Source organism: Kitasatospora aureofaciens, assembly GCF_019192735.1.
Lineage (GTDB): Bacteria > Actinomycetota > Actinomycetes > Streptomycetales > Streptomycetaceae > Kitasatospora > Kitasatospora aureofaciens_A.
Map to the genome: position 1 here is coordinate 32,780 of NZ_JAHTKP010000005.1, position 22,832 is coordinate 55,611.

The following is a 22,832-nucleotide window of genomic DNA, read 5'->3' on the forward strand; positions in this document are numbered from 1 at the left end:
AGGGCCCGTTCTGTTTAGTCCTCGGCGTCGCTGGCTCCATCGCCTAGAGCGTGCTTCCAGCCCTGGGAATGGTGCTCCCGGTGATAGGCCAGATGTGCTTCGTCGATCTGATGACCGCGAGCCTCGCGCAAACGCCCGAGATTGGCACCTGTGGCGCGGTCGGTGATCGTCAGGTCGTCCGCGATGGTCAGCATGCCGAAGTCGAACAGCGTGTGATGGTTGGGGCAGAGGCAAAGGACGTTGACCGCGAGATCAGGGCCGTTATGCGGCCTTCCCAGCGCACGGATGTGAGCCGCTTCTGCGTAGGCACCCGTCGGGGTGGTGAGCCGGGTTCCACATACCTGGCAGGTGAAGTCGTGGGCCTGCTTGACGTAGTTCGCAACCTTGGTGCTCCGGACGATCCGCTGGACCGTTTGTTCCAGGCGCGTCGGGACCTCTTGCCCAGCGAGCTGCCGAGGTTGCGGCTTGTTATTAGGTAGCTCGTCGGTGGAAAGCTTCGCGAGCCGGTACCGCCAGACCAGATACCCAGACTGGCCGTGGTCGTGCCAGCAATCTTCAACGCGGAAGAGCCCGTCGTAACGGAACCCAGCCGTCGGCGAGTACTGGGAGTCTCCCTTGGACCCGCGGATCACTCGCACGGGAGTGCCAGTGGTCAGGCTGGTAGCCAGGGCGGCGTTACCAAGAGTAAGTGCCTGGTCCCTTACCTGTTGGCCTGACTCAGAACGACCGCCCTGCCCGGTGTAGATGATTTCGTCACCAAGGTCCCTATCGTCCTCATAGCCGCCGGACACGACGATGGATTGAGCTCCGAGCTTCTCGGTGCCGCAGATCCCTGCCTGGAGCTGCCGGTGCACCACTGCGTCGTACAGAGCCCGTCGACTCGCAAAGACGCGGCCGACCTCGATCCCAGGGACAGCTCCAAAGCCATCAAAGGCAGGAGTAGCCCGGTCAGTATCGTTCAGCAAAGCTACTGGCCTCTCAGTGTCAAAGAAAACGGCTCACCAGTACGTTGATCACACGGTTCCGAGCCGCAGGGGCAGCCGCCGCGAGCGCGTAGAAGCCGCGCTCCTGTCTGCCCCCACGGGTCGCGGTCGTTGAGCCACAGATGGCATCCACCCGAGTCGGCTCTGCCACGGGCCCTAACTGATCTGCTCGGCGATCCTTGTATCGCGAAACGCGCACCGGCAGGACAGGGTTCCACCATCTGAAGGCCGGTCAGCAGAGGTTCGAGGACCACTGCCGCGCAAGGTTTCTCTCAGAGCTCTCCAGGGGAGCCGGGAGAAACCAGTCAGGGCCGGTGTCCCTTGCGGGACACCGGCCCTGAGCTGGTGTTACTGGGTCGGGGTGGCGGGATTTGAACCCACGGCCTCTTCGTCCCGAACGAAGCGCGCTACCAAGCTGCGCCACACCCCGGTCTTGCGGTTTGTTGCTCTGTCTCCGTCGCAACGAGTAGAACTCTACCGGACGCTCGCCGAGACACGAAATCCGATTCCCGGCGGGCGTCCGGTGCAGGTCAGCGGGGGGTGGGGGCGAGGGTGAGGAGGGTGGCTTCGGGGGGGCAGGCGAAGCGGACGGGGGTGTAGCGGTTGGTGCCGCAGCCGGCGGAGACGTGGAGGTAGGCGCGGCGGCCGCCGGCGGTGTGGGTGGAGAGGCCCTTGACCCGCTTGGCGTCGAGGTCGCAGTTGGTGACCAGGGCGCCGTAGAAGGGGACGCAGAGCTGGCCGCCATGGGTGTGGCCGGCGAGGATCAGCGGGTAGCGGTCGGCGGTGAAGGCGTCGAGGACGCGCAGGTAGGGCGCGTGGACGACGGCGAGGGAGAGGTCGGCGTCGGCGGAGGGGCCGCCGGCGACGGCGGTGTAGCGGTCGCGGCGGATGTGCGGGTCGTCGAGGCCGGTGAACTCGAGGTCGAGGCCGGCGACGGTGAGCCGGCCGCGGGTGTTGGTGAGGTCGAGCCAGCCGGCCGCGTCGAAGCCGTCGCGGAGCTTCTCCCAGGGGTTGTGGACGGCGCCGGTGATGCCGCGGCGGGCGGTGCCGTCGGGGTTGTTCATGCCGTGGACGCCGCTGCGCATGGCCTGGAGGTAGCGGGCCGGGTTCTTAGGGGCGGGGCCGTAGTAGTCGTTGGACCCGAAGACGTAGACGCCGGGGAACTCCATCAGCGGCCCGAGGGCGTCCAGGGTGGCGGGGACGCCGAGCGGGTCGGAGAGGTTGTCGCCGGTGTTGACGACGAGGTCGGGGCGCAGGCCCGCGAGGCTCTTCAGCCAGCGCTGCTTCTTGCCCTGGCCGCTCACCATGTGGATGTCGGAGACCTGCAGTACCCGGATGGGCCGGGCGCCCCGGGGCAGGACGGGGACCTCGACCCGGCGGAGCCGGAAGGAACGGACCTCGTACCCGGCGGAGTAGGCGAGGCAGGCGGCGCCGGTGGCGGCGATTCCGAGGGGGACGGAGTACAGCGGTCGCATCGTTCCATGCTCTCAGACGGCGGATCAGCTGGTGAACGTCCGGCGGCCGGTCGCGGACACGGCCGCGCCGGAACCTCACGGCGGCGCCGGAACCTCACGGCGGCGCCGGAACCCCACGGCGGCGCCGGAAGCCCCGCGCCCGTTAATGCCGGGCACCCGAACGCCGCAGGTGGGAGACTCGGGCCATGACGACGCTCAAGGAGCAGCTGCAGGAGGACCTCACGGCTGCCATCAGGAACCGGGACGAGCTGCGCTCGTCCACCATCCGGCTCACACTCGCCGCCGTCACCAGCGAGGAGGTGGCGGGCAAGGAGAAGCGCGAGCTCTCCGACGACGAGGTGCTCAAGGTCCTCGGCCGCGAGGCGAAGAAGCGCCGGGAGGCCGCCGAGGCGTTCGACCGCGGGGGTCGGGCCGACCAGGCCGAGCGGGAGCGGGCGGAGGGCGAGGTACTGGCCGGGTACCTGCCCAAGCAGCTCTCGGACGAGGAACTGGCCGCGATCGTGGCGGCCGCCGTCGCGGAGAGCGGGGCGACCGGTCCGCAGGCCATGGGTGCCGTCATGAAGCTGGTGAAGCCGAAGGTGGAGGGTCTGGCCGAGGGCGGCCGCGTCGCCGCCGTCGTGAAGGCGGCCCTGGCGGGCTGATCGGCCTCACTGAAACCGAGGCCCCAGGGCACAGAAAAGGGCGCCTCCCGAGATCATCTCGGGAGGCGCCCTCCGTTGCAGCAGGCTCAGCCGTTGTTGCCGCCGTTGCCACCGCCGCCGTGCTTGCCGCCGTTGCCGCCGATGACGCCCGGCGGGAAGGTGAACCCGCCGCCGATCATCCCGCCGCCGGGGTTGCCCCCGCCCGGGGTGCCGCCGGGGTTCCCGGCCGGCGGCGGGTTGCCGGCCGCCGGGGTGTTCGGGTCGCCGGCCGGCGGGCTCGCGGGCGTCGTGGCGTTCGGGTCGGGCTTGGGCTGCGGGTCCGGGATGTTGATGGTCTGGATCTGCTCCTGGGGGGCGCCCTTGAGCGCCTGGTTCATCGCCATCTGCCAGATCGGGCCGGGGCCGGTGGCGCCGAAGACGCCGTCGTTGTCGTAGTACGTGTCGCCGATCTTGATGTTCTTCATCTTCACGCCGCCGGCCGGGCCGCCCAGCCAGACCGAGGTGGCGAGGGACGGGGTGTAGCCGCTGAACCAGGCGGCCTTCTTCTCGTCGGTGGTACCGGTCTTACCGGCGATCTGCCGGCCGTCGTCGAGCTTGAGGGCGGCTGCGGTGCCCTTCTCGGTCACGTTGAGCAGGACGGTGTTGAGCGCGTCCGCGGTCTGCTCGGAGAAGGCCTGGCTGCACTGGGACTGCGGGACCTTGACGTCCTTGCCGTCGACCGTGGTGATCTTGTTGATCGCGATCGGGGTGCAGTACTTGCCTCGGGCGGCGAAGGTCGCGTAGACGTTCGCCATGGTGAGCGGGCTCAGCTCCAGGGTGCCGAGGACCATCGAGGGGACCTCCTGGAAGGGGTCGCCCTTGGCGGACTGGGTGACGCCCAGCTTGTTGGCCATCTGCTTGATCGCGCAGAGGCCGACCTGCTGCTCCATCTCCACGAAGTACGTGTTGACGGACAGGGCCATGGCCTGCTTGAGCTCGTACGGGCCGACCTCGCTGGTCGACTCGTTCTTCACCGTGGCCTTGGGGTTACCGGGCGACGCGATGTTCTTCCAGGTGCCCGAGCAGGTGGACATGTTCGGGTAGTCGATCTTGTTTTCGGACGGGAACGCCTGGGTCGGCGACATGCCCGACTCCAGGGCCGCCGCGGCCAGGATCGGCTTGAAGGTCGAACCGGTCTGGAAGCCGTTGCCGCCGCCCATCACGGAGTCGACGTTCAGGTTGACGACGGTCTGGTTCTTGTTCGGGTCCAGGCCGTACGGGCGGGTCTGGGCCATCGCCAGGATCTTGCCGCTGCCGGGCTGCATCATGGTCGCGGCGGCCGACACCGGGTCGGTCACCAGGACCTTCTTGGGGTTGGTGACGGCGGCCTGGGCGGCGGCCTGCTTGTCCGGGTCCAGCGTGGTGTAGATGTTCAGGCCGCCGGTGTCCCACAGCTTCTTGCGGTCCGCGGCGTTCTTGCCGAACACCGGGTCCTGCTTGATCACGTGGCGCACGTAGTCGCAGAAGAAGCCCATGCCGGCCTGGGCGGTGATGCAGCCGTTCTGCGGGTCCTTGTACTTCAGGCCCAGCGGGGCTGCCTTCGCCTCCTTCGCCTGGTCCGCCGTGATGTGCTTGTTCTCGACCATCTTGTCGATGACGACGTTGCGGCGTTTGACCGTGTTGTCGGGGTAGCGCACCGGGTCGTACTGCGACGGGTTCTGCACCATGCCGGCCAGGGTGGCGGCCTCGGCGATGGTCAGGTCCTTGTTGCTCTTGCTGAAGTAGCGCTGGGAGGCGGCCTCGACCCCGTAGGCCTGGTGGCCGTAGAAGGTGATGTTGAGGTAGTTGGTGAGGATCTGGTCCTTCGTCAGATCCTCCTCCAGCTTGATCGCGACCTTGAGCTCCTGGATCTTGCGTCCCAGGGTCTTGCGCTGAGCCTCCAGGACGGCGGCCTGGTCGTCACCGGCCTTCTCGACGTTGACGTTCTTCACGTACTGCTGGGTCAGCGTCGACGCGCCCTGCGCGGTGGTGCCGCTCTCGGCGTTCTTGCCGACGGCGCGGAGGACGCCCTTCAGGTCGACGGCGCCGTGCTCGTAGAAGCGGGCGTCCTCGATGTCGACCTGGGCGTGTCGCATGAAGGGCGACATCTGGTCGGCGGTGAGGACGGTGCGGTCGCGCTCGTAGACCTTGGCGATCAGGCCGCCCTTGGCGTCGAAGATCTGGGTGGCCTGGGTGAGCGGAGGTGTCTTGAAGTCGTCGGGGATGTTCTGGAAGCTCTCCGCCGTGTCCTTGGCGGTCAGCCCGATGGCGCCGACGGCGGGCAGGGCGAGGCCTGCCAGCAGAACTCCGGAGAGCACGCTGACGCCCAGGAACTTCACTCCGTGTCCCGCGAAGTCCAGCGGTGACCCGCGGCGCCGGCCGCGCGGAGCTCCGGTGTTGCCTGGGGGCTGGGATGCCTGGGGGCGCTTCGGTGCCATGAGGAGAACCCTACGTCCCGGAATCCCGCACATAGGGGCAGGTGTTCGCCTAGGCTTGTCACAAGCTTGCGACAGCTTCGGTGCGTCAACATCACTCACTCTTGTGAGTGCGGAGACTTGCCCGAATTGCCCACTCTTGAGCGGGTTTTGAGGCAGCTGTGGCCTGCTGTACCCGTGTGAACGGTAGCACTCAGTGATGGCGCGCGTGGCGAGAGTGGGTGTCGCGCGTTTGGCAAGGCTTGCGACCTGCGATCACTCCAACGAGTGAGCTGACCGATACCCATAGTCCAATCGGGTCATTCGAGATTGAGCCCGAAGGGGCTGTTGCAAGCTGTCGTTCTTCCGTAACGTCCTCAACTGGCAACGGTGAATATGCCGTTGCCGCCGTGGGGGAGCCTCGATACGGGAGAGGACGGCGCCGGGATGGGCTGGGTTGACGACTGGAGTGCGCAGGCCGCCTGCCGCACGAGTGATCCGGACGAACTGTTCGTCCAGGGGGCGGCGCAGAACCGCGCCAAGGCGGTGTGCAGCGGTTGCCCCGTCCGTACGGAGTGCCTGGCGGACGCGCTGGACAACCGGGTGGAGTTCGGGGTCTGGGGCGGGATGACGGAGCGCGAGCGCCGGGCGCTGCTGCGCCGCCGGCCGACGGTGATCTCCTGGCGGAAGCTGCTGGAGACCGCCCGGACGGAGTACGAGGAGTCCCTCGCGACCGGCGTGATACTGACGGACTACGCCCAGGCGGGCTGACCCGGAACGTCGGTACCGGAAGGTCGGTACCAGCACCGGGCACCACGTACCAGAGGCACCAAGCACCACCTCCGGGCCGCCCCACCGGCCCGGGCCCGCGCCTACGCGACGCCGCTCAGCCGTTCCCCGATGGCCCGCAGCCCGTCCAGGTCGTGCACGTCGCCCGGCAGCGCGGCGACCTCCACGATCGGCACGTCCGGGTACACGGAGACGAAGCGGTCGCGGGTGCGGCGCTCCCTCCCCATGATCTGCATCCGCTCGGCGTGCAGCCGCAGCAGCCCGGCCGCGAGCAGCTCGGCCTCGGGCGAGGAGCGCTCCGAGCCGTTCTCCTCCAGCGCCTCGGCCGCCGCCAGAGCACGCTCCGCGGTGAGCTGCGGGGCCCCCGAGCCGTGCACCCGGTTGAGCACCAGCCCGGCCAACGGCATCCGGTCCGCGGCCAGCCGGTCGACGAAGTACGCCGCCTCGCGCAGCGCGTCCCGCTCCGGCGCGGCCACCACCAGGAACGCCGTGCCCGGCGCCTTGAGCAGCTGGTACGTGCGGTCGGCGCGCTCGCGGAAGCCGCCGAACATCGAGTCCATCGCGCTGACGAAGGTCTGCACGTCGGTGAGCAGCTGGGTGCCGAAGATCTTGCCGAGGGTGCCGGTGAGCAGGCCCATGCCGACGTTGAGGAACTTCATCGCGCTGCGCCCGCCGACCTTGGCCGGGGCGGTCAGGATCCGGATCACCTTGCCGTCGAGGAAGGACCCGAGGCGGTTGGGCGCGTCCAGGAAGTCCAGTGCGGAGCGGGACGGCGGGGTGTCGACGACGATCAGGTCCCACTCCTCGGCCGCGCGCAGCTGGCCGAGCTTCTCCATCGCCATGTACTCCTGCGTGCCCGCGAAGCCGGCCGACAGGGACTGGTAGAACGGGTTCTCCATGATCGCCTTGGCCCGTTCGGGTTCGGCGTGGGCGAGCACGACCTCGTCGAAGGTCCGCTTCATGTCGAGCATCATGGCCTGGAGTTCGCCGTCGCCGGTGACCCCCTTGACCACCCGCGGGGTGTTGTCGAGCTCGGTCAGGCCCATGGACTGGGCGAGCCGGCGGGCCGGGTCGATGGTCAGCACGACGACCTTGCGCCCGCGTTCGGCGGCGCGCAGCCCGATCGCCGCGGCGGTGGTGGTCTTGCCGACCCCGCCCGAGCCGCAGCAGACGATGATCCTGGTCTTCGGGTCGTCGATCAGCGCGTCGACGGCGAGTCTGCTGCCCGTGCTCCGTACGCCGTTGCGGTTCGTTCCACCCGTGCTCATGCGCCCACCTCGCGGCGCTCGGCAGCCGCTTCGCACAATGCGCACCTCTTGATGGTTCGCTCGCTTCGCTCGTTCACGATGCCCCCTGCCGCTTGAGTTCGCCCGCCAGCCGGTACAGCCCCCCGAGGTCCACGCCCTCGCCCAGCAGCGGGAGTTCGTAGGTGGGGAGCTTCAGCTGCTGGAGGTCGGCCCGCTGCTCGCGCTCCAGCTCGACCCGCTCGGCGTGCTCCCTGGCCTGTTCCAGCAGCGGGTCGAGCAGCGGGTCCACCGCGGCCCGGACGGTCTCCGGCTTGCGCGAGCGCCCCCCGAGCCCGGCCTCGCCGAGGGCCAGGGCGACGTCCTCGCGGTGGTTCCCGTCCACTGCGGCGACCGCGGCGGCGTCCAGCAGCGGCGGCCGGACCATGTTGATCATCACTCCGCCGACCGGGAGCCCGGCCTCGCGCAGCTCGGCGAAGCCGTCGACCGTCTCCTGCACCGGCATCTCCTCCAGCAGGGTGACCAGGTGCACCGCGGTCTCCGGCGACTTCAGCACCCGCATCACGGCCTGCGCCTGGGTATGTATCGGCCCGATCCGGGCCAGTCCGGCCACCTCGGAGTTGACGTTGAGGAAGCGGGTGATCCGGCCGGTCGGCGGTGCGTCCATCACCACCGCGTCGTAGCTGCGGCGGCCGTCCGGGCCCTTGCGCCGGGAGGCCTCGCAGGCCTTGCCGGTGAGCAGGACGTCCCGGACGCCGGGCGCAATCGTGGTGGCGAAGTCGACGAAGCCGACCTTCTGGAGCGCCTTCCCGGCCCGGCCGAGTTTGTAGAACATCTCCAGGTACTCAAGCAGCGCCAGCTCGGTGTCGATGGCCAGGGCGAAGACCTCGCCACCGCCCGTCGAGCCGGCCGGCAGGCCCAGCTGGGTCCGGGAGACCGAGGCGATCCGGCGCTCCTCGTACGGCAGCGCGGCGATCCCGAACAGTTCGGCGATGCTCTGCCGGCCCTCCACCTCGATCAGCAGCACCCGCCCGCCCTCGGCGGCGAGGGCCAGCGCCAGCGCGGCGGCCAGCGTGGTCTTCCCGGTGCCGCCCTTGCCGCTGACCACGTGCAGCCGGACGCCCTCCCAGTCGGGGTCGCGCCGGGCCGCCTGGCCGGGGGTGCGTGCCACGCTCCGTCTCCGTCCGTCTCCGAGGGCCGGGGGCCGCTCCGTCGGCCGGCCCCGTTCTCCGGTTGCCCTCTCGCGAGAGTAACCAGGGAGCGGGCCGGATGCCCGGAGCACCGGGGGGACCGGGCCTGAATCATGCCCCCTTTGTGGGCCACCTCACACGCCGGTCCGCCGGCGGCGCCGATCGCCGGGGCGGCTCGTCTAGAGTCTGGCCATGACCAAGTGGGAATACATGACGGCGCCCCTGCTCGTGCACGCCACCAAGCAGATCCTGGACAACTTCGGCGAGGACGGCTGGGAGCTCATCCAGGTCGTGCCGGGTCCGAACCCGGAGCAGCTGGTGGCCTACTTCAAGCGGGAGAAGAACGCGTGAACGAGCGTAGTGAGCGAACCATCATGTACAGCGCGTCTTGCGAAGCACGCGCCGAGCGAAGCGAGGCGTCGGCATGAGCAAGGTTGAGTCGAAGCTTGCCGACCTGGGCCTGAGCCTGCCGCCGGTGGCCGCCCCGGTCGCCGCGTACGTGCCGGCCCTGCGCTCGGGCGAGTTCGTGTTCACCTCCGGCCAGCTCCCGGTCGTCGGCGGCAAGCTGCCGAGCACCGGCAAGGTCGGCGCCGAGGTGTCCCCGGAGGAGGCCAAGGTCCTCGCGCAGACCTGCGCGCTGAACGCGCTGGCCGCGATCAAGTCGGTGATCGGCGACCTCGACCTGATCGAGCGGGTCGTGAAGGTCGTCGGCTTCGTCGCCTCCGCCCCCGACTTCACCGGCCAGCCGGGCGTGATCAACGGCGCCAGCGAGCTGCTCGGCCAGGTGCTGGGCGAGGCCGGTGTGCACGCCCGCAGCGCGGTCGGCGTCGCGGTGCTGCCGCTGGACGCCCCGGTCGAGGTCGAGCTGCAGGTGCGGGTCAAGACCGCCTGACCGTGATCACGAGGCGGGGTTGGGCCTGTCCAACCCCGCCTTCGTGCGCTTAGCATCCGGGCATGGACCATCGAGCAACGACGCTCCCGATGCCGCCCGGCTGGCCTGCCCGGATCCGGGCGGTCGACTCCGGCGTGCTGACCCCGCCGGTGCCCAAGCGCGCCGCGACGGTCGTGCTGCTGCGCGACGCCGCCGCCGGGCCGGAGGCCTACCTGCTGCGCCGGCGCACCTCGATGGCCTTCGCCGCCGGCATGTACGCCTACCCGGGCGGCGGGGTGGACCCGCGGGACGCCGAGGCCGAGCTGGCCTGGGCCGGACCGGGCCCGGAGGAGTGGGCGCGGCGGCTCGGCGTGGACGCCCGGACTGCGCAGGCGGTGGTCTGCGCGGCCGTCCGCGAGACCTTCGAGGAGGCCGGCGTGCTGCTGGCCGGCCCGGACGCGCACAGCGTCGCCGAGCCGCGCGACTGGAGCGCCGAGCGTGCCGCCCTGGAGGCGCACGAGCTGTCCCTCGCCGACTTCCTCCGCGCGCACGGCCTGGTGCTGCGCAGCGACCTGCTGGGCGGCTGGGCCCGCTGGATCACCCCGGAGTTCGAGGAGCGCCGGTACGACACCTGGTTCTTCGTCGCCGCCCTGCCGTCCGGCCAGCGCGCCGCCCTGGAGGTCGGCGAGGCGGACCGGGTGGCCTGGATGACGCCCGCCGAGGCGGTCCGCGGCTACGACGAGGGCCGGTTCGGCATGCTGCCGCCGACCGTCACGGTGCTGCGCGAGCTGTCGCCGGTGCGGACCGCCGCCGAGGCCGTGGCCGCCGCCGGCCGGCGCTCGCTGGACCCGGTCCTGGGCCGGGCCGAGGTCCGCGGAGACCGCATGACCGTTCGATGGCCCGGGTATGACGAGCTGACCATCGACGGGGACTTCCCCGAAGACTGACCCGAATCCCGGCGCAACCGACGAGACCAGCGCAACCGACGAGACCAGCGCAACCGACGAGACCAGCGCAACCGACGAGACCAGCGCAACCGACGAGACCAGCGCAACCGACGAGAAAGGACCGACGCCCGATGACCCACAATGACGTGGCTCGCCGGACGGCACCCGAGATGCCCGCCCGCCGCCTCATCCCCCGCACCGCTGCCTGCGACAGCCCGGTCCCGTTCGTCGAGCTGGCCCAGCGGGCCCTCGTCCGGGCCCTCCCGCTGCGCGCCCTGCACCGCGACGGCGAGGGCGGCCGGTGAGCGGACTCCTCCCGGGTGACCCCGCCGTCGCCGTCGGCGGCGAGGCCACCGCCCGGGCACTCTGCGTGCTGGCGCCGAACCCGTCGCCGATGACGCTGGACGGGACCAACACCTGGCTGCTCTCCGAGCCCGGCTCGGACCTCGCGGTGGTGATCGACCCGGGCCCGCTGCACGAGGGCCACCTGCGCCGGGTGATCGACCTCGCGGAGCAGCAGGGCAAGCGCGTCGCGCTCACCCTGCTCACCCACGGCCACGCCGACCACTCCGAGGGCGCGGCCCGCTTCGCCGAGCTCACCGGCACCGAGGTCCGCGCCCTGGACCCGGCGCAGCGGCTCGGCTCCGAGGGCCTGGTCAACGGCCAGCGCCTGGACGTCGGCGGCCTGGACCTGCGGGTGGTCGGCACCCCCGGCCACACCTCGGACTCGCTGACCTTCCACCTGCCCGCCGACGGTGCGATCCTGACCGGTGACACCGTCCTCGGCCGCGGCACCACGATGGTCGCCCACCCCGACGGACGGCTCGGCGACTACCTGGACTCGCTGCGCCGCCTGCACACCATGGCCTCCGAGCGCGGCGTGCGGACCGTGCTGCCCGGCCACGGGCCGGTGCTCGCGGACGCACTGGGCGCCGTCGACTACTACCTCGCCCACCGGGCCACCCGGCTCGCCCAGGTGGAGACGGCGGTCGAGGCGGGCTGCCGGACCGCGCCCGAGGTGGTGGCCCGGGTCTACGCGGACGTCGACCGCTCGCTCTGGCCGGCCGCTGAGCTGTCCGTCCGGGCCCAGCTGGAGTACCTGGAGGAGCACGGGCTGATCCCCGATCTCGGCTGAGCCGCCCGGGAGGCTGGGCTGCCGGGGAGGCTGAGCCGCCCGGGAGGCCGAGCGGCCCGGGAAAGCGTCGAAGGGCCCGCCAGAACGCCGAAGGGCCCGTCCGAGCGGACGGGCCCTTCGCAGCCTTCGGGCGTCAGCGCGAGCGGCGCGACAGCCGCTCGACGTCCATCAGGACCACCGCACGCGCCTCCAGCTTCAGCCAGCCGCGGCCGGCGAAGTCGGCGAGCGCCTTGTTGACCGTCTCGCGGGAGGCGCCGACCAGCTGGGCCAGCTCTTCCTGGGTGAGGTCGTGGGCGACGTGGATGCCCTCCTCGGACTGCACGCCGAAGCGGCGCGAGAGGTCCAGCAGGGCCTTGGCGACGCGCCCGGGCACGTCGGAGAAGACCAGGTCGGACATCACGTCGTTGGTGCGGCGCAGGCGGCGGGCGATGGCCCGCAGCAGCGCGATGGAGACCTCGGGGCGGGCGTGCAGCCAGGGCTGGAGGTCGCCGTGGCCGAGGCCGAGCAGCTTGACCTCGGTCAGCGCGCTGGCGGTCGCGGTGCGCGGGCCCGGGTCGAACAGCGACAGTTCGCCGATCATCTCGCTGGGGCCGAGGACGGCGAGCATGTTCTCGCGTCCGTCCGGCGAGGCGCGGTGCAGCTTGACCTTGCCCTCGGCGACGACGTACAGCCGGTCGCCCGGGTCGCCCTCGTGGAACAGCGACTCACCACGGGCGAGGGTGACCTCGGTCATGGAAGCGCGCAGCTCGCCGGCCTGTTCGTCGTCGAGTGCCGCGAAGAGTGCGGCGCGCCGCAGAACGTCGTCCACGTGCTTCCTCCTTCTCGGCCGTTCGGCGGGTGGGCCGTCCGGCGCAAGTTCCGTTCAGTGTCCTGCATCACCAAGCATGGCGCATGTCGCTCCGATCATATGAGGAGGGGGTAGGCCGAGGTGTGCCGCGCGGGGCCATTCGTACCGACGGGCTATGCCGTATCGAAGGGGCGTCCGCCGGGTCGCGTCGCGGGGCCCGCAGGGTCGAACGCGGATTCGGTTGGGTCGAGCAGGGATTCGGCCACAGCTGTCCGGGCGTAGAGGACGGTGTGTCCAGCCCGGTGGGCGCTGGTCAGGCCCGCGGCGCGCAGCGCGGTGAGGTGCTGCGAGACACCTGCGACGGACAGGCCGGTGCGGCGGGCCAGCTCGGTGGTCGAGGCCGGCGCCTCCAACTCGGCCAGCAGCCGGGCCCGGGACTTGCCGAGGACGGCGGACAGCGCGTCCGAGCAGGTCCTGGGGCGGCGGGGCTCCCACAGGGTGGCCACGCCGCGCGCCGGGTAGATCAGCTGCGGCGGGTCGGGCGGCAGCACACGGGTCAGTACCCGGGGCCAGGCGAAGGCGGACGGCATGAGCAGCAGCCCCGCCCCGGCGTGCAGCCGGGTGACGGCGCAGTGCCGCCGTTCCAGGAGCAGCGCCGTGCCGTCCCAGCGGACCGTCTCGTGCAGGTCGTCCAGCACCCGGGCGGTGCCGTGCTCGGCGGCCTGCCGGGAGCGGTGGAACACGTCCGCCTCCAGCAGCGCGCGGATCCGGGCCCAGTAGGGGGCGAGCGCGATCTCCCAGTACGCCTCGATCTCGGCGGCGAGCTGCGGGAGACGGCCGGGCGGGTCGCGGTGGAGCGGCTCCAGGGCGGCGGGCAGCCGGCCGCCGGCCTCGGCGGCCACGATGTCGAGGTCGGCCCGGACCTGGGTGGTGCCGGCGGCGGTGATCGCGGCCAGTTCCTCGGCGAGGGTGGGGGCGGCGCCCGCCGGGGTGGGGTTGAGGAAGTCGGGCAGGTGGCCGGTGGGCGGGACCATCGCGGCCAGCCGGCCGCGGTCCAGCCCGGCGGCGGCGAGCCGGGCGCGGACCTGCCCGTCCCAGCGGCGGTGCAGCGCGGGGACGGGGGAGTGGGCGAGGGCGCGGAGGCTGGTCACCACCTCCTGCATGGGGGAGACGGCGAATCGGGTCTGTGCGATGTCGTTGGCGGAGAACGTCAGTGCCGTCTGCATGCGGGCCCCTCCCGGAAGATTCGGCCTCAGCTTAATCACTGGCGGGCCGTCAGGGCCGGGCCGCACGATGCCCGGGACGCGCCGCACCCGAGGAAGCGCCGCAACCGATCCGTACGAAAGCCGGTGACCCCCGCATGTCCACTAACACTGCGTCCACCCACACTGCCACCCCCGCGTTGCGCGAGCGGGCGCTGAAGCTGCGGGAGCTCGGCGCGGAGGGCGTGCTCGTCCTGCCCAACGCCTGGGACGCGGGCAGCGCCGCCGTGATCGCCTCGGCCGGCGCCCCGGCGATCGCCACCACCAGCGGCGGCGTCTCCTGGTCGCTCGGGCACGGCGACGGCCAGCGGCTGGGCCGTGCGGAGATGGCCGAGGCGGCCCGCCGGATCGTCGCGGCGGTGGACGTGCCGGTCACCGTCGACGCCGAGGGCGGCTACGGCCCGCTGCCCGCCGATGTCGCCGCGACCGTCACGGCGCTGGTCGGGGCGGGTGCGGTCGGCGTGAACCTGGAGGACTCGACGGCCGTCGGCGGCCCGCTGTTCCCGGTGGCCGAGCAGGCCGCGCGGCTGCGGGCGGCCCGGACGGCGGCGGTCGGGGCCGGTCTGCCGGAGCTGGTGGTCAACGCCCGGACGGACGTCTTCCTGTTCGGGCTGGGCGGCCTCGACGACGTGCTGGTCCGGGCCGAGGCCTACGCGGAGGCGGGCGCCGACGGCCTGTTCGTCCCCGGGCTGCTGGACCTCGGCGCGCTGGCCGAGCTGTGCGAGCGCTCCCCGCTGCCGGTGAATGCGATGGCCGTCGCGGGCGGTCCGACCGTCGCCGAACTCGCCGCTACGGGGGTGCGGCGGGTCAGCGTCGGCACCGGCCTCGCCCAGCTCGCGTACACCGCCGCCCGTCGGGCCGCCGCCGAGCTGCTGGGCGCCGGGACGCTGGCGGAGCTGGACGGCTCGCTCGGGTTCGGCGAGCTGAACGCGCTGTACCGGGGCTGAATGCGTCGTGCCGCGACTGAGCGCGCTGGACCGGGCCTGAACGTGCTGGACCGGGGTTGATCGGCCCCTCCCCCGAGCGGGCCGATCAACCCCGGTGGTCCGGGGATCAGGCAGCCGGCGGCGGCAGTTCGCGCAGCCGGCTGACCGGGGAGAGGGCCAGCGGGACGAGCATCAGGGCCGAGCCGACGGCGATCGCGGCGAGCCCCTGGCGCAGCCCCATCGCCCCGCCGATGACGCCGCCGAGCAGGCCGCCCAGCGAGCCGCCGCCGAACAGCAGGGTCCGGAACGCCGCGTTCATCCGGCCCATCAGCGCCGGCGGCGTCAGCGTCTGCCGCAGGCTGACCATCACCACGCCGGCCACGCCGAGGCCCAGGTAGCTGACGAAGAACGAGCCGACGAACAGAGCCATCCGCACTGCCTTGGGGCCGTCCGCGAACGGGATCAGCAGCGGGCCCGCGAAGATCGCCGCCATCGACACCGCGTAGACCGCGCCGAGCCGGAACCGCTTGACGACCCGTCCGGAGAGCGCCGCGCCGACCAGGCCGCCGACCGAGGAGGCGGAGAACACGACGCCGATCTCGGTGGGCGTCAGCCCCTGGTCGCGCACCGCGTACAGGACGAACATCGTCCACACCGAGATCATGGAGAAGTTGCAGAACGGCCCGACCAGGGCGAGCGGGCGCAGGATGCGGTCGCCGAAGACCCAGCGCAGCCCCTCGGCCAGCTCCCGCCCCAGGTGGCGCCCTTGCGCGGGCGGCTCGGGGCGCGGCTCCGGCGTGCGGATCCACAGCAGCGTCACCAGCGAGACCAGGTAAGAGAAGGCGTCCACCACCAGCGTGACCGGCGCGCTCAGGGCGCCGACCAGCACGCCCGCCAGGCCGGGGCCGGCGACGTCCGCCGTGGACGAGGTGACGCCGAGCTTCTGGTTGGCCTCGACGTAGTGCTTCGGGTCCTTCACCAGGGTGGGGACGAAGGACATCCAGCTGACGTCGAACAGGACCGAGAAGACGCCGATCGCGCAGGCGAGCGTCAGCAGCACCGGCAGCGTCAGGTGGTGGGTCGCGGCGAGCAGCGGGATCAGGCCGATGAGCACCATCCGGGCGCCGTTGGCCAGCAGCATGACGCGCTTGCGCCGCATCCGGTCGACCAGGACGCCGAAGAGCAGGGCGAGGCCGAGGTACGGGACGAGCTGCAGGAAGCGCAGCAGCCCGACCTGCTCCGGGGTGGCGTTGAAGGCGATGACGGCGGTGAGGGGCAGGGCCAGGGTGGTGACCTGGGTGCCGAGCAGCGAGAGCGTTTCGCCGGACCAGAACTTGAGGAAGTCCCGGTTGTGCCGCAGCGGGGCCGTCGGCTGCTCGGCCGAGCGGGTCTGCGGGTCGGGCCCGATCAGTGTCGCAGTCATCCGGTGGTGCTCCCCCCGAGTCGTTTCTAATGGTTGTCGCGTGATCAACCGCTAGAATCATGGCAGCTGGACTTGATGGTTGCAAGGGGTGGCTACCATTAGGTCATGGTTACCGTCACCGCTCAGAGGGCTGCGGCGGGCTCGTCCGGGTCCGCCCTGCCGCTCGCCGTTGCGTTCGCGAACACGCTCGTCGCCGTCCGGGGAAAGGTCCGGGAGACGCTCGGGACCCCGGACGAACTCGCCGCCTGGCTGGCGGCCAACACTGGTGCCCCGGAGGTGGCCGTCGGCGCACCCGACCTGACGGCGTTCCGGGCTCTGCGCGACGCGGTCCGGGCCGTCCTGCGCGCGTACGTCGACGGCGAGCCGGCCCCCGCCGCCGAGGTCGAGCGGATCAACGAGGCGTCCGCCGCCGCCCCGCGCTGGCCGGTCCTGACGCCCGCCGGGGCCGGGTACGCCGTCACCCAGCGGACCGACCGCGATCCCCTCCCGGCCGCGCTCGCCGCCCTCGCCCACGGCACCGCCGACCTGCTCGGCGGTCCGCTCGCCGCCGACCTGCGGGCCTGTCACGGGCCGGGCTGCGTCCAGTTCTTCGTCAAGGACCACCCGCGCCGCGAGTGGTGCGGTCCCGGCTGCGGCAACCGCGCCCGGGCCGCCCGCCACTACCACCGGCAGCGCGAGCAGTCGGCGTAGAAGCGACGCCACGCAGAAATGACAGTGCGCCCCGGAGGATCAATCCATCCGGGGCGCATGGCCATTGAGCGTCGGTCAGCCGGTGGAGCCCAGCTCGCCCAGAGCCTTCTCGATCTTGGCGCGGTGCGCCGCCTCCCACTCGTCGAGCGTCTCGGCGGCCTCCTTGGCCGGCTTCGGTGCAGCATCAGGTTGTCGCCGGGCGGGCACTGCATGGTGAAGGCCGGACCGGCCACCCGGGGCGGGCCCGCCCACAGCGGACGGATGCCGATGTCCATCACCTGGGCGCGGCCGAGGAGGTCGGCCAGGGTGGTGGTGGGAATGTCCGTGAAGTCGTGGTCCATGGTCTGCCGCGTTGTTCGACTGGTCGGTCGGTGCTGTCGGCGCAATATCGGACCGGCCCGCGTGGTGAGCTTCAGACGGTCGGCCGGGCGAAGAACTCGGCCAGCACCGGCGCCAGGACGTCGGCGGCCACCTCGTGCGTCTGGTCCGCCAGCGTCCGGTACTCGGCGCCCGGGACGGCCGCGGCGACCTCGCGGGCCGGCGCGCGCAGCAGCTCCGGGCTGGCGCCGCCGTCGAGCACGAGCGCGGGCACGGCCACCTCGGCGAGGACCTCGACCGGGACGGACCCGCCCGTCTTCGCCCCCAGGGCGGCGGCGTCGTAGGCGAGCGTCGGCGCCACGGCCTCGAAGGCCGGCCACACCGGCGCGCCGCGCATCTGGTCCACCATCCCGGCCGGCATGCCGACGAAGGTCATGAACCGGGCGGCGGCGTCGCTGCGCCGACCCTCGGCGAGCGCCGCATCCAGGTCCTCCAGGTACGCGGTGAACCGCTCGCGCTGCCCGTCCTCGGTGCTGAACGGCGGCTCGTAGACGGCGATGTGGCTGATCCCGACCCCGCTCGCGGCGGCCCGCAGCGCGAGCGCCGCGCCGGAGGAGACCCCGATCACGCGGGCCGAGCCACCGGCGGCCTCGATGACGGCCGCCAGGTCCTCGATCTCGCGCTCGACGGCGAACGGCGCGGTGTCCCCGCTCGCCCCGCGCCCGCGGCGGTCGTAGGTGTAGGCGGTGTGGTGCGCCGCCAGCTGCTCGGCCACCGCCGTGCCGGGCCCGAACGCCCGGTGGCAGAGCGCGCCGTCGACGAAGACGACGGCCGGGCCGGAGCCGGTGACGGAGTAGGCGATCGCGGTGCCGTCGGCGGAGACAACGGTGTTCATGGGGGTTCCCTTCGGGGGTCTGCTTCTTGCGCGTTTCTCGCGTGCTTTCGCAGGGGTAGACCGGGCACCGCCGCAGAACTCATCGCTCTCGGGCAGAAATCTTTTCGGGTTTTCTGCGCGGGGCTTCCCGGGCCGTCACACCAGGGCGACGACCAGCAGGACGAACGCCGTGACGATGACCGCGACGCGCACGTAGTGGAACCGGTCCCAGCGGCCCAGCTGCTGCCGCCAGTCCGCCGGGACGCTCTCGGTGGTCCACCGGGCCACCCGGGAGTTGATCGGGACGAGCAGGGCGACCGACATCACCACGCTGAGAACGAGCAGCCCGGCGGCCGTGGCGACCAGCCCCGCCCCCGCGCCGCCCCACGCCACCGCCGACCAGACCACTCCGAGCACGACCGAGCCGATGTACCAGAACGGCATGACCCGGCCGAGGAGCCGGGCCCCCGCGGTGCGGGCCGCGAGGCCGCCGTTGTGCGGCAGCCCGTCGACGATCGGGTTGACGAAGGCCGCCACCGCGAACTCCACGCCCACCAGCAGGCCGACGACCACGACGGTGACGACGGCGAGTGCGTTCTGCATGTTCCCTCCCGAGGCTTCCGGCGCATCGCAGTTCTAGCGCCGCTAGATTCTGGTGTGATGCTAGACCGGCCTCTGCTCGAATGTCTAGCAGTGCTAGAATCCAGTCATGTCGGTACAGGAACGCAAGGAACGCGAACGGGCCCACCGCCACCAGCTGATCGTCGCGACAGCCCGCGAACTCGCCGAGTCCCAGGGCTGGGACGCCGTCACCACACGCCGGCTCGCCGAGCGCATCGAGTACAGCCAGCCCGTGATCTACGGGCACTTCCGCGAGGGCAAGCGCGAGATCGTCGGGGCCGTCGCACTGGAGGGCTTCGCCGAGCTGACGGCGGCGATCCGGCGAGCGGTGGCCGACGGTCCGGCTGGCCGGGCGGCGGTGGCGGCGCTCGCCGGGGCGTACGTCGACTTCGCCGGGCGCAACCCCGCGCTGTACGACGCGATGTTCCTCCTCGACACCGGCCTGCCGTTCGCCGTCGAGGCGACCCCGGCGCCGCTGCGCGAGGCCTTCGGGACGCTGGTCGAGACGCTCGGGGAAGTCGCGGGGGACGCCGATCCGGCCGTCTTCGTGGAAGTGTTCTGGTCGGCCCTGCACGGGCTGGTCTCGCTCACCCGCTCCGGCCGCCTGCCCCGCGAGGCGGCGGCGCAGCGGCTCACCGTCCTGGTGGACCGCTTCGCCGGGGGCTGACGCCCGACTCCCGGGTCCCCGCCTCGGCGACCGTGTTCCCCCGGCACCCCCGCTGACCATGACGGATGTCATGTCGGACAGGTGCGCAAGGACACTGACGAGGCCTCAGCGCCCGCTCGTAATGTTGTGGCCATGGAGATCACGAAGAGCACCTCGACCCCGGCCCGCCGCACCGAGTGGAGCCTGGCCCTGCTGGGCGGCCTCAAGCACCAGGGCGAGTTCGAGGCCCGCGAGCGCACGGTGCACGTCGCCGCGGTCGGCGGGGCCAAGCTCGACCACACCGACGCCGAGCTCCCGGCCGGTCCGACGCACCTGGTCAAGGCGGCCCTGGTGGGCGGCGCGGAGCTGGCCTACCCCGAGGGCGCTTCGGCCGAGGTGGACGCGTTCTCGGTGTTCGGCGGTGTCGACCTGACGGTCCCGGCCGGCACCACGGTCGAGGTCAGCGGGTTCTCCCTGCTCGGCGGCCGCAGCAAGGGCATCGCCGGCGAGCCCGGCGGCCCGGTGGTCAAGGTCCGCTCCTACTCGCTCGTCGGCGGCGTCAAGGTCCGCCAGGGCCGGTAACCCCTGCCGCGCCCCCGCCGGGCGCTGCGGACGTGGCCAATGCGGCGCACGGGTTCGGCTGTCCGGCGTAGCCTTCGTCCATGGCAGAGAGCAAGGTCCGGAAGACCGCGGCCAAGCCGGCGGTGAAACCGAGGAAGCCGGAGTCGCGGCTGGCGATGGTGCGGCGGGCGCGGAGGATCAACCGGGAGCTGGCGGAGCTGTATCCGTACGCGCATCCGGAGCTGGACTTCGAGAACCCGTTCCAGCTGCTGGTGGCGACGGTGCTGTCGGCGCAGACGACGGACCTGCGGGTGAACCAGACGACGCCGGCGCTGTTCGCGACGTACCCGACGCCGGAGGACATGGCGGCGGCGAACCCGGAGGAGCTGGAGGAGATCATCCGCCCGACCGGGTTCTTCCGGAACAAGGCGAAGTCGCTGATCGGCCTGTCGATCGCGCTGCGCGACGAGTTCGGCGGCGAGGTCCCGGGCCGCCTCGACGACCTGGTGACCCTGCCCGGCGTCGGCCGCAAGACCGCGAACGTCGTCCTCGGCAACGCCTTCGGCGTCCCCGGGATCACCGTGGACACCCACTTCGGGCGGCTGGCCCGGCGCTTCGGCTGGACCGCCGAGGAGGACCCGGTGAAGGTCGAGGCGGCCGTCGCCGAGATCTTCCCGAAGTCCGAGTGGACGATGCTGTCGCACCGGGTGGTCTTCCACGGCCGCCGGATCTGCCACTCCCAGAAGCCCGCTTGCGGGGCCTGCCCGATCGCGCCGCTCTGCCCGTCGTACGGCGAGGGCGAGACCGATCCGGAGAAGGCGAAGAAGCTGCTCAAGTACGAGCTGGGCGGTCAGCCCGGCCAGCGGCTGAAGCCCCCGGGGGACTTCCCCGGCGAGGCCGCCGCCCGCGCCGACGCCGCCGCCCACCAGGGGCGGGTCGCGGACCTGGCGGTGGGCGAGTGATGCCCAGGGCGATCGAGCGGGACGGCCTGCCGGAGTGGCTGGAGCCCGTCCGGGATGCCGCCGAGCGGGTGCTGCCGGAGCAGCTGAGCCGTTTCCTCCCGCCGGTCGAGGACAGCCGGGCCGCCGCCGTGCTGATGCTCTTCGGCGAGGGCCCGGACGGCCCGGACCTGCTGCTGACCGAGCGGGCCCGCTCGCTGCGCTCGCACGCCGGGCAGTCCTCATTCCCCGGCGGCGCGCTGGACCCGGAGGACGGCGACCCGGCCGGGCCGGGCCCGATCGCCGCGGCGCTGCGCGAGGCCTGGGAGGAGACCGGCCTGGATCCGGCCGGGGTGCAGGTGTTCGCCGAACTGCCGGCCCTCTACATCCCGGTGAGCCGGTTCGTGGTGACCCCGGTGCTCGGCTGGTGGCGTGAGGAGTCGCCGGTCCGGCCGGTGGACCAGGGCGAGACCGGCGCGGTGTTCCGGGTGACGATCGCGGACCTGGCCGATCCGGCGAACCGGGTCCGGCTGCGGCATCCGTCCGGTCATCTGGGCCCGGCCTTCGCGGTGGCCGGGCGGCTGGTCTGGGGCTTCACAGCGGGGGTGATCGACCGGGTGCTGCACCACAGCGGCCTGGAGCGGCCCTGGGACCCGTCCCGGATCGTCGATCTGTCGGACGAGGCGCTGGCCCTGGTGCAGGGCGACACCGACCGGTCCCGCGCGCTGCTGGGCGGCGACGCCGGTCCCTCGTGAGGGCCCGTCCGCGCGGCGGCGCCGCCGGTCGTGGGAGGGTGTCCGGGTGAACGTCCTGGATGTGCTGCTGATCCTCGCTGCCGTCGGATTCGCCGTGTCGGGCTACCGGCAGGGCTTCGTGGTGGGCGTCCTGTCGGTGGTCGGCTTTCTCGGCGGCGGCCTGCTGGCCGTCCAGCTGCTGCCGCTGCTGCTCGACCACCTGAGCCCGGGCACCATGGCCTCGGTGGTGGCCGTGGTGGTGGTGATCGTGTTCGCCGCGATCGGCCAGGCGATCACCACGCACTTCGGCTGGAAGCTGCGCGGCCACATCGACCGCCGTCCGGCTCGGGTGCTGGACGCGGCCGGCGGGGCGGTCGTCAACGTGATCTCGATGCTGCTGGTGGCCTGGCTGATCGGCTCCGCGCTCGCCGGAACGTCACTGCCGACGGTCTCCAAGCAGGTCCGCTCCTCGGCGATCCTCGGCGGCGTCCAGAACGCGCTGCCCGACGACGCGCCGAACTGGTTCTCGGACTTCTCCAAGGTGCTTGCCCGCAACGGCTTCCCGCAGGTCTTCAATCCCTTCGAGCACGAGCCGATCACCCAGGTCGACACCCCCGACCCCGCGCTGGCCGCCAGCCCGGCGGTGGCGAAGGCGAAGCAGAGCCTGGTCAAGGTGGTCGGCACCGCCACCTCCTGCGGCAAGACCCTGGAGGGCAGCGGCTTCGTCTTCGCCCCGCACCGGGTGATGACCAACGCCCACGTCGTCGGCGGGGTCGACGAGCCGACCGTGCAGATCGGCGGCGTCGGCCAGCTCTACGACGCGACGGTGGTCCGCTACGACTGGCAGCGCGATATCGCGATCCTGGACGTGCCCAAGCTGAACGCGCCTCCGCTGTCCTTCGCCGGGGAGGCGAAGACCAACGACAGCGCGATCGTGGCCGGCTTCCCGGAGAACGGCGCCTTCAACGTCCAGCCGGCCCGGATCCGCGGCCGGATCCAGGCCAACGGCCCGGACATCTACCACCGCGGCCAGGTGGTGCGCGACGTCTACTCGGTCCGCTCGCTGGTCCGCCAGGGCAACAGTGGTGGCCCGCTGCTCACCCCGGACGGCCAGGTGTACGGCGTGGTGTTCGCCAAGTCGCTGGACAGCGCCGACACCGGGTACGTGCTCACCTCGGCCGAGGTGAAGGACGACGCCGAGAAGGGCAGCACCGCGACGGCGCGGGTGGACACCCAGGGCTGCGCGCTCTGACGCAGGTCGGCGCGCCGGGACGGGGTCGGGCCGGATATCCGTCGCATCGTCAGTCCGCCCTGGTAGCCTCTGCCGCGCTCACCCGTTCGGCTC

General features: G+C 72.0%; 25 protein-coding genes, 1 tRNA gene and 1 pseudogene. 14 read left to right on the forward strand and 13 right to left on the reverse strand.

The genetic code is table 11. The annotated features are described in order from the left end of the window. Nucleotides 1-14: 14 nt before the first annotated feature. The 3 genes from KV557_RS07260 to KV557_RS07270 form a co-directional block, all read right to left on the reverse strand. Nucleotides 15-965, reverse strand: a complete 951-nt coding sequence (locus KV557_RS07260) for a YDG/SRA domain-containing protein (protein WP_218198923.1) — start codon at nt 963-965, stop codon at nt 15-17. Nucleotides 966-1,339: 374 nt separating this feature from the next. Beyond that, nucleotides 1,340-1,413, reverse strand: a tRNA-Pro gene (locus KV557_RS07265). Between the two features lie 100 nt (nt 1,414-1,513). Continuing rightward, nucleotides 1,514-2,458 carry a metallophosphoesterase gene (locus KV557_RS07270; protein ID WP_218198924.1) on the reverse strand — a complete coding sequence of 315 codons (945 nt, stop codon included), beginning with the start codon at nt 2,456-2,458 and terminating at the stop codon, nt 1,514-1,516. Nucleotides 2,459-2,643: 185 nt separating this feature from the next. Between KV557_RS07270 and KV557_RS07275 the strand changes: the two genes are divergently transcribed. Beyond that, entirely contained in the window at nt 2,644-3,099 is a 456-nt protein-coding gene (locus KV557_RS07275) for a GatB/YqeY domain-containing protein (RefSeq protein ID WP_218198925.1), read from the forward strand. 86 nt (nt 3,100-3,185) lie between these two features. Here the strand turns inward: KV557_RS07275 and KV557_RS07280 are convergent, their stop codons facing one another. Then, on the reverse strand, nt 3,186-5,555 hold the full coding sequence (locus KV557_RS07280) for a transglycosylase domain-containing protein (RefSeq protein WP_218198926.1): 2,370 nt from the start codon (nt 5,553-5,555) through the stop codon (nt 3,186-3,188). 423 nt (nt 5,556-5,978) lie between these two features. Between KV557_RS07280 and KV557_RS07285 the strand changes: the two genes are divergently transcribed. Next, the gene (locus KV557_RS07285; protein ID WP_195911063.1) at nt 5,979-6,302 is read left to right on the forward strand and encodes a WhiB family transcriptional regulator; all 324 of its coding nucleotides are present in this window, start codon (nt 5,979-5,981) and stop codon (nt 6,300-6,302) included. 101 nt (nt 6,303-6,403) lie between these two features. On the opposite strand, the gene KV557_RS07290 is transcribed toward KV557_RS07285, so the two are convergent. Together KV557_RS07290 and KV557_RS07295 are read right to left on the reverse strand one after the other, a co-directional pair. Continuing rightward, nucleotides 6,404-7,588 (reverse strand): ArsA family ATPase, encoded by a 1,185-nt coding sequence (locus tag KV557_RS07290; protein ID WP_218198927.1) that lies wholly within the window; start codon nt 7,586-7,588, stop codon nt 6,404-6,406. A 73-nt stretch (nt 7,589-7,661) separates the two neighbouring features. Next, complete coding sequence (locus KV557_RS07295) at nt 7,662-8,735, reverse strand: ArsA-related P-loop ATPase (RefSeq protein WP_218198928.1); 1,074 nt, start codon at nt 8,733-8,735, stop codon at nt 7,662-7,664. Nucleotides 8,736-8,946: 211 nt separating this feature from the next. Between KV557_RS07295 and KV557_RS07300 the strand changes: the two genes are divergently transcribed. From KV557_RS07300 to KV557_RS07320, 5 genes are all read left to right on the forward strand, one after another. Continuing rightward, nucleotides 8,947-9,105 carry a DUF4177 domain-containing protein gene (locus KV557_RS07300; protein WP_218198929.1) on the forward strand — a complete coding sequence of 53 codons (159 nt, stop codon included), beginning with the start codon at nt 8,947-8,949 and terminating at the stop codon, nt 9,103-9,105. A gap of 73 nt (nt 9,106-9,178) precedes the next feature. Next, nucleotides 9,179-9,646: a RidA family protein gene (locus KV557_RS07305; RefSeq protein WP_218198930.1), complete on the forward strand. Its 468-nt coding sequence runs from the start codon at nt 9,179-9,181 to the stop codon at nt 9,644-9,646. Between the two features lie 62 nt (nt 9,647-9,708). Continuing rightward, a complete protein-coding gene (locus KV557_RS07310) occupies nt 9,709-10,572 on the forward strand; it encodes an NUDIX hydrolase (RefSeq protein WP_218198931.1) in 864 nt (287 codons plus the stop codon). A gap of 131 nt (nt 10,573-10,703) precedes the next feature. Further along, a complete protein-coding gene (locus tag KV557_RS07315) occupies nt 10,704-10,877 on the forward strand; it encodes a hypothetical protein (protein ID WP_218198932.1) in 174 nt (57 codons plus the stop codon). Continuing rightward, nucleotides 10,874-11,707, forward strand: a complete 834-nt coding sequence (locus tag KV557_RS07320) for an MBL fold metallo-hydrolase (protein ID WP_308129797.1) — start codon at nt 10,874-10,876, stop codon at nt 11,705-11,707. The genes KV557_RS07315 and KV557_RS07320 overlap by 4 nt, the downstream gene beginning before the upstream one ends. Nucleotides 11,708-11,840: 133 nt before the next feature. Here KV557_RS07320 and KV557_RS07325 read toward each other — a convergent pair whose 3' ends face one another. Next, complete coding sequence (locus KV557_RS07325) at nt 11,841-12,515, reverse strand: Crp/Fnr family transcriptional regulator (RefSeq protein ID WP_030240972.1); 675 nt, start codon at nt 12,513-12,515, stop codon at nt 11,841-11,843. Between the two features lie 152 nt (nt 12,516-12,667). Next, on the reverse strand, nt 12,668-13,720 hold the full coding sequence (locus tag KV557_RS07330) for a helix-turn-helix domain-containing protein (protein ID WP_218198933.1): 1,053 nt from the start codon (nt 13,718-13,720) through the stop codon (nt 12,668-12,670). A gap of 134 nt (nt 13,721-13,854) precedes the next feature. Here KV557_RS07330 and KV557_RS07335 point away from each other — a divergent pair, with 134 nt between their 5' ends. Further along, nucleotides 13,855-14,703, forward strand: coding sequence for an isocitrate lyase/PEP mutase family protein (locus KV557_RS07335; RefSeq protein WP_218198934.1), 849 nt, complete (start codon nt 13,855-13,857; stop codon nt 14,701-14,703). Between the two features lie 106 nt (nt 14,704-14,809). Here the strand turns inward: KV557_RS07335 and KV557_RS07340 are convergent, their stop codons facing one another. Continuing rightward, nucleotides 14,810-16,105: an MFS transporter gene (locus KV557_RS07340; protein ID WP_218198935.1), complete on the reverse strand. Its 1,296-nt coding sequence runs from the start codon at nt 16,103-16,105 to the stop codon at nt 14,810-14,812. Between the two features lie 105 nt (nt 16,106-16,210). On the opposite strand from KV557_RS07340, the gene KV557_RS07345 reads away from it, so the two are divergent. Continuing rightward, entirely contained in the window at nt 16,211-16,795 is a 585-nt protein-coding gene (locus KV557_RS07345; RefSeq protein WP_218198936.1) for a CGNR zinc finger domain-containing protein, read from the forward strand. Nucleotides 16,796-16,870: 75 nt separating this feature from the next. On the opposite strand, the gene KV557_RS42330 is transcribed toward KV557_RS07345, so the two are convergent. From KV557_RS42330 to KV557_RS07355, 4 genes and pseudogenes are all read right to left on the reverse strand, one after another. Next, nucleotides 16,871-17,002, reverse strand: a complete 132-nt coding sequence (locus KV557_RS42330; RefSeq protein ID WP_256177131.1) for a hypothetical protein — start codon at nt 17,000-17,002, stop codon at nt 16,871-16,873. Continuing rightward, nucleotides 16,948-17,136 (reverse strand): annotated as a pseudogene (locus tag KV557_RS42335) (RraA family protein); the annotation flags it as partial. The gene KV557_RS42330 and the pseudogene KV557_RS42335, both read right to left, overlap by 55 nt. A gap of 71 nt (nt 17,137-17,207) precedes the next feature. Beyond that, on the reverse strand, nt 17,208-18,008 hold the full coding sequence (locus KV557_RS07350; RefSeq protein ID WP_218198937.1) for an alpha/beta fold hydrolase: 801 nt from the start codon (nt 18,006-18,008) through the stop codon (nt 17,208-17,210). A gap of 135 nt (nt 18,009-18,143) precedes the next feature. Continuing rightward, nucleotides 18,144-18,590 (reverse strand): DUF1772 domain-containing protein, encoded by a 447-nt coding sequence (locus tag KV557_RS07355; RefSeq protein ID WP_218198938.1) that lies wholly within the window; start codon nt 18,588-18,590, stop codon nt 18,144-18,146. A gap of 106 nt (nt 18,591-18,696) precedes the next feature. On the opposite strand from KV557_RS07355, the gene KV557_RS07360 reads away from it, so the two are divergent. The 5 genes from KV557_RS07360 to KV557_RS07380 all read left to right on the forward strand — a co-directional run bounded on the left by KV557_RS07360 (nt 18,697) and on the right by KV557_RS07380 (nt 22,739). Beyond that, the gene (locus KV557_RS07360) at nt 18,697-19,275 is read left to right on the forward strand and encodes a TetR/AcrR family transcriptional regulator (RefSeq protein ID WP_218198939.1); all 579 of its coding nucleotides are present in this window, start codon (nt 18,697-18,699) and stop codon (nt 19,273-19,275) included. 132 nt (nt 19,276-19,407) lie between these two features. Then, nucleotides 19,408-19,836 (forward strand): cell wall-active antibiotics response protein, encoded by a 429-nt coding sequence (locus tag KV557_RS07365; RefSeq protein WP_218198940.1) that lies wholly within the window; start codon nt 19,408-19,410, stop codon nt 19,834-19,836. Nucleotides 19,837-19,916: 80 nt separating this feature from the next. Further along, a complete protein-coding gene (gene nth / locus KV557_RS07370; RefSeq protein WP_218198941.1) occupies nt 19,917-20,777 on the forward strand; it encodes an endonuclease III in 861 nt (286 codons plus the stop codon). Further along, nucleotides 20,777-21,508, forward strand: coding sequence for an NUDIX hydrolase (locus KV557_RS07375; protein ID WP_218198942.1), 732 nt, complete (start codon nt 20,777-20,779; stop codon nt 21,506-21,508). The genes nth and KV557_RS07375 overlap by 1 nt, the downstream gene beginning before the upstream one ends. Before the next feature lie 46 nt (nt 21,509-21,554). Continuing rightward, a complete protein-coding gene (locus KV557_RS07380; protein ID WP_218198943.1) occupies nt 21,555-22,739 on the forward strand; it encodes a MarP family serine protease in 1,185 nt (394 codons plus the stop codon). The last annotated feature ends 93 nt before the right edge of the window (nt 22,740-22,832 follow it).

Coding starts and splice junctions, on each gene's coding strand:
- KV557_RS07270 (WP_218198924.1), bottom strand. CDS start 2,458: ATGCGACCGCTGTACTCCGTCCCCCTCGGAATCGCCGCCACCGGCGCC.
- KV557_RS07275 (WP_218198925.1), top strand. CDS start 2,644: ATGACGACGCTCAAGGAGCAGCTGCAGGAGGACCTCACGGCTGCCATC.
- KV557_RS07280 (WP_218198926.1), bottom strand. CDS start 5,555: ATGGCACCGAAGCGCCCCCAGGCATCCCAGCCCCCAGGCAACACCGGA.
- KV557_RS07285 (WP_195911063.1), top strand. CDS start 5,979: ATGGGCTGGGTTGACGACTGGAGTGCGCAGGCCGCCTGCCGCACGAGT.
- KV557_RS07290 (WP_218198927.1), bottom strand. CDS start 7,588: ATGAGCACGGGTGGAACGAACCGCAACGGCGTACGGAGCACGGGCAGC.
- KV557_RS07300 (WP_218198929.1), top strand. CDS start 8,947: ATGACCAAGTGGGAATACATGACGGCGCCCCTGCTCGTGCACGCCACC.
- KV557_RS07305 (WP_218198930.1), top strand. CDS start 9,179: ATGAGCAAGGTTGAGTCGAAGCTTGCCGACCTGGGCCTGAGCCTGCCG.
- KV557_RS07310 (WP_218198931.1), top strand. CDS start 9,709: ATGGACCATCGAGCAACGACGCTCCCGATGCCGCCCGGCTGGCCTGCC.
- KV557_RS07315 (WP_218198932.1), top strand. CDS start 10,704: ATGACCCACAATGACGTGGCTCGCCGGACGGCACCCGAGATGCCCGCC.
- KV557_RS07330 (WP_218198933.1), bottom strand. CDS start 13,720: ATGCAGACGGCACTGACGTTCTCCGCCAACGACATCGCACAGACCCGA.
- KV557_RS07335 (WP_218198934.1), top strand. CDS start 13,855: ATGTCCACTAACACTGCGTCCACCCACACTGCCACCCCCGCGTTGCGC.
- KV557_RS07340 (WP_218198935.1), bottom strand. CDS start 16,105: ATGACTGCGACACTGATCGGGCCCGACCCGCAGACCCGCTCGGCCGAG.
- KV557_RS07345 (WP_218198936.1), top strand. CDS start 16,211: ATGGTTACCGTCACCGCTCAGAGGGCTGCGGCGGGCTCGTCCGGGTCC.
- KV557_RS07350 (WP_218198937.1), bottom strand. CDS start 18,008: ATGAACACCGTTGTCTCCGCCGACGGCACCGCGATCGCCTACTCCGTC.
- KV557_RS07355 (WP_218198938.1), bottom strand. CDS start 18,590: ATGCAGAACGCACTCGCCGTCGTCACCGTCGTGGTCGTCGGCCTGCTG.
- KV557_RS07360 (WP_218198939.1), top strand. CDS start 18,697: ATGTCGGTACAGGAACGCAAGGAACGCGAACGGGCCCACCGCCACCAG.
- KV557_RS07365 (WP_218198940.1), top strand. CDS start 19,408: ATGGAGATCACGAAGAGCACCTCGACCCCGGCCCGCCGCACCGAGTGG.
- nth (WP_218198941.1), top strand. CDS start 19,917: ATGGCAGAGAGCAAGGTCCGGAAGACCGCGGCCAAGCCGGCGGTGAAA.
- KV557_RS07375 (WP_218198942.1), top strand. CDS start 20,777: ATGCCCAGGGCGATCGAGCGGGACGGCCTGCCGGAGTGGCTGGAGCCC.